This window comes from Desulfovibrio sp. 1214_IL3152 (assembly GCF_036763055.1).
In the GTDB taxonomy this organism is placed as follows: Bacteria; Desulfobacterota; Desulfovibrionia; order Desulfovibrionales; family Desulfovibrionaceae; genus Desulfovibrio.
Window position 1 is genome coordinate 1 of record NZ_JBAIYW010000388.1, and the last position, 9,618, is coordinate 9,618.

Below are 9,618 nucleotides of genomic sequence, written 5' to 3' on the forward strand. Positions count from 1 at the left end.
CACCTTGTGTGCCGTCCCCCGGCCAGCCGCCCGCCCAAGATCACGCCCGAACTGACGGTCAAGGCCGCCCAGTACCGTGTCTGGCACAGCAAGGCCCGGGGCAGCGCCTATCTGAGCCAGCTGGAACTGCAGGCCGTTCTGGAACGTGCCATGCGCCGGGCCGCACTGCCGCTTGCCTTTTCACAGGGCTTTCACCCCATGCCTCTCATGTCATTCGGCCGGGCCTTGCCCGTGGGTGTTGAAAGCCGGGCCGAATGGTTTGCCCTGACCCTGCACAGGACAATGCCCGTGGAGGAGGTGGCAGCCCGCCTGAACCCCCTGTTGCCGCCCGGCATGGAAATACTTCGTGTAGACACCGTGGAAGACAAGAACCGCCGCACAGAACAGGCCCTTGCCGAAGCTTTCAGCCTGAGCCTGCCCACGCCCGAAGAAAACAGCCGTGCTGCGCAGTGCTTTGCAGACTTTGCCGCCCTGCCCGAGATGCTCTACACCAGAGACACAAAAAAAGGCCCACGCACGGCCAACATCAGGGCCATGCTGCGCCAATGGGAAGCCCGCGCCAGTGAGCAGACGGCAAATGCCATTGAGACCGTGACATTTGTGGCTGACTGGGATAGTGGTTATTTGTCGCCTCTACTGTTCAGTCTGGCAGTTTTGCAGCCCCTGGGAACGCCCGAATTTCTGCGGCCCAGACTGCGGCTGATGAAAACCGCGCAGATCTTTGCCGATGCGCGGCAATACCCGTAAACTGCACCGGCAATGGCTCCGGCCTTGCAGCGCCTTTTGACGTTTGATCCTGTTTTTGCCCTCACATGGGAGAAATATTATGGCATCCTGTATCCCTTTTGCTGACGAAGAACCCTTTACCGAGCGCGTCAAAACTCTTGCTGATGACGAACTGCTGGAAATCTGGGAAGAAACACAGCAGATCGAAAACATGCTCAGTGCCGAGCTTAATGCCGATTTTTCCATAGCGCCGGATTACGAAAAAGTCATTGTGGAGGAATTACGCCTGCGCCACAGCCGTCGCATCAACGCCAGTCACGCGCCAAAATAGACTACGAGTCGTGTCAAGACAACGCGACAGAAAGAATCAGAGCGTTTTTTTAGAGCAATTTCTCTTTGAAATTGCTCTGGCGGATGCGGGAGCAAACGCCCGCCGCGGAGGAGCAAGCGCAGCTTATCCGCGCGGGTAAACGCCGGAGCGGGCGTCCAGGGAGCATTGAGAATGGATATTCTCAATGCAAAGATGCTCTGAGATAGATCATGTCAGTCAGCACAACACCATTTTCTACAATGGGATGGCGGTAGTTGCTGACAAAGAAGTCCTTCAGGCGGTGCGAGTATCTGAAGCCGCACCGCCTGTAGAAAGCAAGTGTTCGCGGATTTTCACCAGTACCCACAAGCATGTCCGTGCCTTTGCCCCTGTAGCGTGCGCACACATGCTTCACCATCAGGCTTCCGTAGCCTTGCCCCTGATACCTGGCGCCGTAGCCAGGTTTTTTATTTCAAAGACTCCCCTGCCTCCATCTGTCACTACGCACACGCACTTTGGACGTCCCCGTGGCGTCATAAAGCACAAAAAGCTCTCCACGCGCAAGATAACGGTCAATCATGTCTTCCTGCTCGTCACCAAGCAGCAGAAGTTCAAGAAAGTCTTTTTTATTCTCGCTGACCGTTACAATCGAAACATGCATAGCTGGCTCCACAAACGCGGCGGCCCGTGCGGAGCAGCGCCGCACGGCGCTGCATGAAAAAAGGGCAGGAGCCTCAGCCCCCGCCCTATGGTATTTGCATGATTTTTCCGGACAGTGCGGCTACATGCCGCCGAGCATGTCCATATCGTCATTGGAAAGCAGTTTGTCGAGGTCAAGCATGATGAGCAGGCGGTCCTGCAGCTTGCCCACGCCACTGATGTAGTCCGAGTCCACCCCGGCCACCACGGGCGGCGGCGGCTCCACCGTGCTGGCGGGAATGCGCAGCACTTCGGAAACGGCATCGACCACAAAACCCACGATAATATTGTTAATTTCAATAACAATGATCCGCGTGTTCTTGTCGTGCGTTTTGGACGCAAGCCCGAAACGCCGCCGCAGATCAATGATGGGAATAACCTTGCCGCGCAAATTGATGACGCCTTCCACAAATTCGGGAGCGCGGGGTACTTTGGTAATTTCCATAGTGCGGATAATTTCCTGCACCTTCAGGATGTTTACCCCAAACTCCTCTTCACCGATGCTGAACGTCACCAGTTGCAGAAGTTCGTCTTCCTGCTTTTTCTGATTCAAATCCATGTGCGCTCCTTGTTGCAACCAGCAGCCCAACCTATTCAAAGGCCGAGGTGATTACCACCGGCCCATGCCTTTTTACATACTATGCCTTATCGACTGATTGGTAAAGCACCATAGGCCAGATGAAAAAATTTCCATTATTTCCCGAACGCTTCACCCAAGGCCCGTTCCAGAGTTTCGCCCCCGTAGACATCACGGAGCACCAGAGGTGCCGTGGAGTCCTTTCCGGCAGGAAAAAGCGCCGTGAGCGGAATGCTTTTACTGCCAAGGGCCTCCAGAAGCCGCACAGCATAGGCATTGGCATTGGTCAGATCCACCCGCACAAGCTCCATGCCGTAGCGGGCCTGCAGGCGACGCAGACGTTCGTCCGTCAATACCGTAGCCTCCATAAATTTGCAGTTCGGGCACCAGTCGGCGGTAAACTCCAGCAGCATGGGCTTATGGCCCAGGGTCGCTTCAAAGGTCTGCGGATTAAATTCCCGCCACTGCGCCAGAGGCGCCGCAGGCCGCAGCACCCAGACGATGGAAGCCAGCAGCAGGCCCAGCGAGACAAGCCCTACGATACGACGGCGCAGGGGCGGCGCCGAGATGCCGCAAAACTGCCCCCACAGCCACGCGCACAGAGCCACGACCAGCAGAACGCTCAGCACCTGCATATGTTTTTCCACAGGCAGGATGGAGAGCAGATACAGAGCCGTACCCAGCAGGAAAAAACCCACAACCCGCTCAAAGACGTGCATCCACGCGCCGGGTTTGGGCAGAATTCGCGCCAGAACAGGCCAGATACTGAACAAAACGTATGGCAGGGCCATACCAAGGCCGACAGCCCAAAAAACCACCACAACCACGATGAGAGGCTGTGTAAAGGCCCAGCCCAGCACGCCGCCCAAAAGAGGGCCACTGCACGGCGTAGCCAGAAATGTGGACACAAGCCCGGTAAAATATGCCTGAAGGCAGGGGTTTTTGGTATTTGCCCCGGTTTTCAGATCTATGACAGGCAGGGTAAAAACGCCGAGCATGGAAAGACCCATAAGAAATACCAGCAGCAGCATGACCAGCAACACAGGCTGGCTCTGATACAGTTGCCCCCACATCAGGTCAGCAAGCCCGAGCACGAGGGCCAGAGCGCTGAACAGCGTCATGACCCCTGCGGCAAAGCAGATGTTATGCCGTCTGAAGTTTTTCAACCCCTCCTTGTCGTACCCCCCCACCATAAGAAGACCGCTGACCTTGAATGTAAGCACGGGCAGCACGCAGGGCATGGCATTGAGCAGCAGGCCGGCCAGAATGCCGAACAGCAGGGCTTTGCCAAGCCCTGCTATTTCAGCGGATTCATCCACATAGCGGGGTGTCAGGCTTACAAAGCCGTCAGGAGGCGGCAGGGCTTTTTGCCCTTTTTCTTCTTCAAGCTTTTTTTCGTCCGCAGGGGCATCGGTTCCGTTTTGGGCCGCAAGCCAGCGGGCGATGCCTTCAGACTTTCCGCCGGAAGCCGCATTGCCCTGCCCTTCTGCCGATGCCTGATCAGAACCGGCAGATTGGGAAGAACCTGCGCTGAAAGCGGGCAACACCTGGGCGCTTTCACCTTCAAAAAGCCTGGGAGGATGCTTTTTCAGTTCACGCCAGCGGGCCGCCCAGGGCATGTCCACAAGCGGCAGATCCGCCCTGGGAACCACGCCCTGAAACTGCTGATTGACGGGCATGCAGTTGCGCGTCGAACAAAGCAGCATGCTTACATCGGCCGTGTAGGGCTTGCCCGCATCGGCTGCGGGCAGAAGCACATAAAGCGTCACCTCGCCCTCATAAACAAAAATGGTGGCCGAAGGGTCGTAAAAATCCCGCTGCACAGCGCCTTCAGGATACCACACCGGCTGGGCCGGACCGCCGTCAACGCTGAAGCTCAACGTTGTGGGACGGCCCGCATCGCCAGGATCATGAGCATAGGCATGAACGTCCTTTGGCAGGGTCAGGTGCAAGGCTCCTACCAAATTGCCGCCTTCCGCTGCGGTTTCAAAACGGCCCGAAAGGCTTTCAGCCTCTGCACGGGAGAAAAAAACAAAAAGAAACAAGCTGATACACAGGGGCATCAGCCACAAAGCAACAGAAAGCCTGTTTGCCCTGATTTTTTTTATCAGAAAAAAAACCTTTAATTCCACAATATTAACTCTTTCTTTTCATTTTTATTTCAAAATTGCTTGACAGTTGGCACCCATAAGCGTAAACCCCTTTTCACACAACGCGGGTCATTAGCTCAATTGGTAGAGCAGCTGACTCTTAATCAGTTGGTTCGGGGTTCGAGTCCCTGATGGCCCACCAGAGAGAACAAGAGGTTACGGAGAAATCTGTAACCTCTTTTTCGTTGCGCTTTTTTGTCCTCATACTGTCCCCACTTCATATTTTTCGGCTTTTTCTCTTCCCCTTTATACTGCTTGAAAGACCAAACCGTCAAAGGGGCAATGCGTCATAAAGGAAGTCAAAAACGTCTATTGGGCTTACCGTGCACATGATGAAAAAACCCTGCCCACAGGTCTTGCGGCCCATTTTGAGACCCCATTCCGCTGACCGCACAGTGCTGGGTATCCATGCTGACGCAAGGATAAAAAGACGTGTCGATGGGATGGCGCTGGCTTTTAGGTTCGCTGGCCGTACGGGCAGAATGAGGCACATCGGCGGCACATCGGCGGCACATCGGCGGCACATCGGCGGCACATCATGGAAGACGCGGGCAGAACCTTAAATAACCCGCCAAAGGCATTATCTTGCGTCTACACTGTTATATTATATTTTATGGCAAGGATACATTGAATATTAATTAACAATTGATAAATTGCGAAATGGGTACGGCTTTTTTCCCAGGCTATCACGTCACGCCTGGCATTTCTCAAAGGCAGAGGCGCAGCGACATATTACGAGTTTTTTTGACGTTTACCGCTTATCAGCAGTTTTTATTCCATAATGATGAGGTTCATGCTCCGCTGAAGGGCCTGCTACGCCGGAAAAATAGACTTCCAACCGAGCTCATCCCTTGAACTTCCCTGCGCAGGCGCAGCCTGCATACGGTGCGCGACCGCCATAGGCAAAAAACCAGAAACCGGCCATGACAGCCGGTTTCTGGTTTTCATACATAAAAATCATTGGAGCAGAACAGAATCAGATCACGATCATTCGCAAAGCCGCAAGCTCTTTACCTGGGCGCAGGCGCAAAGCGCCTTCAAGCATTGCCCGGCAGTGATTTTTCTGAAAATCCCTGCAGAGCCGTTAAGGTATTTCATCCGTAAACGGTTCTAGAGCAATTTCACTTTGAAATTGCTCTGGCGACTGCGCGAGCAGACGCCCGCCGCGAAGGCGTAAGCGCAATTTATTTGCGCGGTTAAACGCCGAAGCGAGCGTGTTTTAAACTTTGAAAATGTATATTTTCAAAGTTAATCTGCTCTAGAGAATATATTGCGTCAAATCCTGATCGCGGCGCACATCCTGCAGGTGTTCGGCCACATACGCCTTGTTGACCACCACCTGTGCACCCGGCATATCCGGAGCGTCAAACGAAATGTCGGACAGAATTTTTTCCATAATGGTATACAGGCGGCGCGCGCCGATATTCTCAGTGCGCGAATTGATATCTTCCGCAAAGGCGGCGATCTCTTCCAGACCGTCCACGGTAAAGCTCAGGCGTATCTGTTCTGTGCCGAGCAAGGCTTCATACTGTTTGGTAAGCGCATTGTCAGGCTCGGTCAGGATGCGCAGGAACTCCTCGCGGCCCAGGGCCTGAAGCTCCACGCGCAGCGGAAAGCGCCCCTGCAGCTCGGGAATCATGTCTGACGGCTTGCTGAAATGAAACGCCCCGGCAGCGATGAAAAGAATGTGGTCGGTACGCACCATGCCGTACTTGGTGTTCACCGAGCTGCCTTCCACTATGGGCAAAAGGTCGCGCTGCACGCCCTCGCGCGAAATATCCGAGGTGCGGTTTTGTGAAGAGCTGGCGATCTTGTCTATTTCGTCAATAAAGATGATGCCTGTCTGCTCCACCCTTTCCTTGGCGCGTTCGTTGAGAGCCTCCTGATCCACCAGCTTGCCGGACTCTTCCTGAATCAGCACATTGAAGGCATCGCGGATTTTCATTTTACGGCGACTGTGCTTGGGAGGAAAAGCCTTGCTGAACATGTCCTTGACCTGCCCGCCCATCTGTTCCATGCCGGGGATGGCGAAAATATCCACGCCACCGCCGCCCTGCTCTGTCACCTCCATTTCCACCTCGCGCTCGTCCAGAAAGCCCAGACGAAACTGCTGCAAAAGCTTTTCACGGGTGGAAGCGCGGTCTTCCTGACCAAAGGAACTGGGCAGCAGAAGGTCCATCAGGCGCGATTCCGCAGCGGCCTCGGCGGCCTTGCGCACACGGGCGTTTTCCTCATCGCGCACAAGGTTGATGCCGATCTCCATAAGATCGCGCACCATAGACTCCACATCGCGCCCCACATAGCCCACTTCGGTAAACTTGGTGGCTTCAACCTTGACGAAAGGCGCACCGGAAAGACGGGCCAGACGCCGCGCAATCTCGGTCTTGCCCACGCCGGTGGGTCCCATCATGATGATGTTTTTCGGTGAAACTTCATCACGCAGATCTGTCGGCAAATGCTGCCTGCGCCAACGGTTACGCACGGCTACGGCCACCATGCGCTTGGCCTGCTCCTGCCCCACCACAAATTTATCCAGTTCGGCCACAATCTCACGCGGTGTCAAAGTGCTCATCAATCGCTCCTGATTTTGGGCAAGCCAGCAAAAAACGGCGGTTAGCCCGGCGGCTTCAAGCCCCCCGCCGTAAAGGCCCAAAGCTCCCATACGCGGCATAACGCATATACGGGCATTCCAACGGCCGCGCTGGCATATGGCCGCCAAAAAACGCAAGCCCCATTGCTTGCGAGGCATAAACAAAACGGCAAGACAGCCCCATGTGAAAGACCGGAAGCGGCTTGAGCCGGATTCTGGGCAGACACCCATGCGAGTATCCTTGATGGCGGCTGCACTGTCTGTAAATATAGGCACTGCCGACGTGATGGCAATGGCGACGCGCAAATTTACCGAGTGTCAACCGCGTGTTTTGACTGAAACTTGCCCGGCAGTATAAAATGACGGATACTGGCCCTGCACCGGACGCAACGTTTTGGGGCAGATCAACGCCGCGAATGCGCATTCTCAACGTTTACGGCGCGCTCGCTCCGGCGCCTGGCCGCACAGGCAGCTTGCGATTGCACCTTTGCGACGAGCGACCGCTCACGCAGCCGCCAGAGCAATTTCAAAGCAACGTTGCTTCAGGCATGACCGGCTAACTTGCGGCGTGCCTCAGAATGAGCTGCTACAGCCCGGAGCCTTGTTAAGAATAATTATTGACTGGCAAATTTTCCTGTAGCACATTGGTTCTACTAACAAGGACACAAGGAGTTACGCATGAATACAGTTACCTTCAAGGGTACCCCCCTGCATCTGGTCGGCAATCGGCCTGCCGTTGGACAGAAAGCCCCGGACTTTACCCTGACCGCCAACGACCTCAGCCCGCGCAGCCTCAAGGACTATGCCGGTAAGGTGCTTGTTCTGGTCAGCGTGCCTTCCCTTGATACTCCCGTATGCGACATGGAAGTGCGCCGCTTCAACAAAGAAGCCGCTGCCCTTTCCGACAAGGTGCGCATTGTGGCCGTAAGCTGCGACCTGCCCTTTGCCCAGGCCCGCTGGTGCGGCACCGCTGGCGTACAGGCGGTTGAAACCCTTTCTGACTACAAAGAAACAAGCTTTGGCAAAAACTACGGCCTGCTCATTGATGAGCTGCGCCTGCTGGCCCGCGCCATCGTGGTTGTGACCCCGGACGGTTCCGTAGCCTACACCCAGCTTGTCCCCGAAGTTTCCAGCGAACCTGACTATGACGCCGCGCTGGCGGCCATCAAGAAACTGGCCTGACGCGCGGGGCGTTCCCTTCCTCGCCCGGCGCATGAATAAAGCCTCCCCCGCTTCTCGGCAGGGGAGGCTTTTGATTCAGGGACTCTGTGAATCAGTCACTCTTTCTGCTGCCGCGCAGCCCCGCCACAAGCGCGCTTACGGCAAACCAGCAGCAGGCCACAAGAATAACCGTGGCCCCGCTGGCTGTCGCCATCCACTCCTGTGCCGAAAGAATCAGGCCGGTAAAAGCCGAACTCAGCCCCACCAGCAAGGCCCACCAGAACATGCCGCCCGCCGTGCGGGCCAGATTTCTGGCCGTGGCCGCAGGCACGATAAGCAAAGCCGTGACAAGCAGCACCCCCACGGCCCACACAGAAAACATCACCACCAATGCCAGCAGGGCGGCAAAAGCATATTGCCACAGCGCCACACGCACCCCGTGTACACGGGCCATTACCGGATTAAGGGCAATGTAAAGCAGCTTGTTATAGCCAACAGCCTGAAAAAGCAGCATGAACAAAAAAAGCGCAAGCAGAAAGCCTGTTTCGCCTTCTGTTATGGTGAGAATGTCGCCATACAAAAAACGCTGCATGTCACGGGCCACACCGGGAGCGCGACTGACCACGGCAAGGCCGAAGGCCACCACGGCAGAAAACACTATGCCGATGACCGTGTCTGAAGAAAGGCTGGTCCGTCGGCGCACGGCCATAATGCCAAGCCCCACCAGCAGACCGAAAAGCGGCATGGAGATGCGCGGGTCCACTGCCAGGATCAGCCCCAGGGCCACACCGGCAAAGGCGGAATGCCCGATGGCGTCGGAAAAAAACGCCATGCGAAAGCTGATGACCTCCACACCAAGCACCGAAGCCATCGGCGCCAGCAACAAAAGGCCAAACAGGGCCTGCTGCATGAAGCGCAACTCCAGGCAGTCAAAGGGCAGGCGGCCCAAAAGATCATATGCCCATGCAAGCTCAGGCATGGTCGCCCTCCCTTGCGGTACGGACACTGCCCTCTGCCACGGCGTCAGGCGGCACATGCATTGCCGCGGAAGCTTGAGGTGGCTGATGCGCCGCCTCGCGGCGTTTTACGCTGGCGTACTCCGGCAGCAGACGTTCCGGGGCGCACACTGCCCCGCACTGCGGGCAGGAAGGGTCATCCGGGGCGCACTGATCAGGATAAAGATGAATGGGCATCCCGAAAAGCTGCGTCAGCACAGAGGCCCCAAGGGCCTCATGGGGCGCGCCCTCTGCGCAGACCCTTTTGTTAAGGCAGATTATATGCGTGGCATAGTGGGCTGCCAGCGACAGGTTGTGGCTGACCATCAACTGGGTAAAGCCCTGCTGCCTGCGGGCCTCGTCAAGCACCTCCCAGAACAGGCGCTCGCCCTGCACATCCACCCCGGCCG

General features: G+C 56.1%; 8 protein-coding genes, 1 tRNA gene and 2 pseudogenes. 4 read left to right on the forward strand and 7 right to left on the reverse strand.

Annotation, left to right across the window (positions count from 1 at the left end):
* Both V6C07_RS08450 and V6C07_RS08455 read left to right on the forward strand, forming a co-directional pair.
* The coding region (locus V6C07_RS08450) for a TIGR03936 family radical SAM-associated protein (protein WP_333535957.1) at positions 1–747 on the forward strand (747 nt) is incomplete at its 5' end.
* Between the two features lie 79 nt (positions 748–826).
* The gene (locus V6C07_RS08455) at positions 827–1,057 is read left to right on the forward strand and encodes a hypothetical protein (RefSeq protein ID WP_333535958.1); all 231 of its coding nucleotides are present in this window, start codon (positions 827–829) and stop codon (positions 1,055–1,057) included.
* 181 nt (positions 1,058–1,238) lie between these two features.
* Here V6C07_RS08455 and V6C07_RS08460 read toward each other — a convergent pair.
* The 4 genes and pseudogenes from V6C07_RS08460 to V6C07_RS08475 form a co-directional block, all read right to left on the reverse strand.
* A pseudogene (locus tag V6C07_RS08460) lies at positions 1,239–1,472 on the reverse strand (GNAT family N-acetyltransferase); the annotation flags it as partial.
* Between the two features lie 36 nt (positions 1,473–1,508).
* Positions 1,509–1,697, reverse strand: coding sequence for a hypothetical protein (locus V6C07_RS08465; RefSeq protein WP_333535959.1), 189 nt, complete (start codon positions 1,695–1,697; stop codon positions 1,509–1,511).
* 120 nt (positions 1,698–1,817) lie between these two features.
* Positions 1,818–2,294: a chemotaxis protein CheW gene (locus tag V6C07_RS08470; RefSeq protein WP_333535960.1), complete on the reverse strand. Its 477-nt coding sequence runs from the start codon at positions 2,292–2,294 to the stop codon at positions 1,818–1,820.
* A 134-nt stretch (positions 2,295–2,428) separates the two neighbouring features.
* Positions 2,429–4,375 (reverse strand): cytochrome c biogenesis protein CcdA, encoded by a 1,947-nt coding sequence (locus tag V6C07_RS08475; RefSeq protein ID WP_442886181.1) that lies wholly within the window; start codon positions 4,373–4,375, stop codon positions 2,429–2,431.
* 153 nt (positions 4,376–4,528) lie between these two features.
* Between V6C07_RS08475 and V6C07_RS08480 the strand changes: the two genes are divergently transcribed.
* Positions 4,529–4,604 (forward strand) — tRNA-Lys (locus tag V6C07_RS08480).
* A gap of 1,116 nt (positions 4,605–5,720) precedes the next feature.
* Here the strand turns inward: V6C07_RS08480 and hslU are convergent.
* On the reverse strand, positions 5,721–7,034 hold the full coding sequence (gene hslU / locus V6C07_RS08485; protein ID WP_333535962.1) for an ATP-dependent protease ATPase subunit HslU: 1,314 nt from the start codon (positions 7,032–7,034) through the stop codon (positions 5,721–5,723).
* 696 nt (positions 7,035–7,730) lie between these two features.
* Here hslU and tpx point away from each other — a divergent pair.
* Positions 7,731–8,234 carry a thiol peroxidase gene (tpx, locus tag V6C07_RS08490; protein WP_333535964.1) on the forward strand — a complete coding sequence of 168 codons (504 nt, stop codon included), beginning with the start codon at positions 7,731–7,733 and terminating at the stop codon, positions 8,232–8,234.
* Positions 8,235–8,325: 91 nt separating this feature from the next.
* Here tpx and V6C07_RS08495 read toward each other — a convergent pair whose 3' ends face one another.
* Both V6C07_RS08495 and V6C07_RS08500 read right to left on the reverse strand, forming a co-directional pair.
* Positions 8,326–9,192, reverse strand: a complete 867-nt coding sequence (locus tag V6C07_RS08495) for a metal ABC transporter permease (RefSeq protein ID WP_333535966.1) — start codon at positions 9,190–9,192, stop codon at positions 8,326–8,328.
* A pseudogene (locus V6C07_RS08500) lies at positions 9,185–9,618 on the reverse strand (metal ABC transporter ATP-binding protein); the annotation flags it as partial. The gene V6C07_RS08495 and the pseudogene V6C07_RS08500, both read right to left, overlap by 8 nt.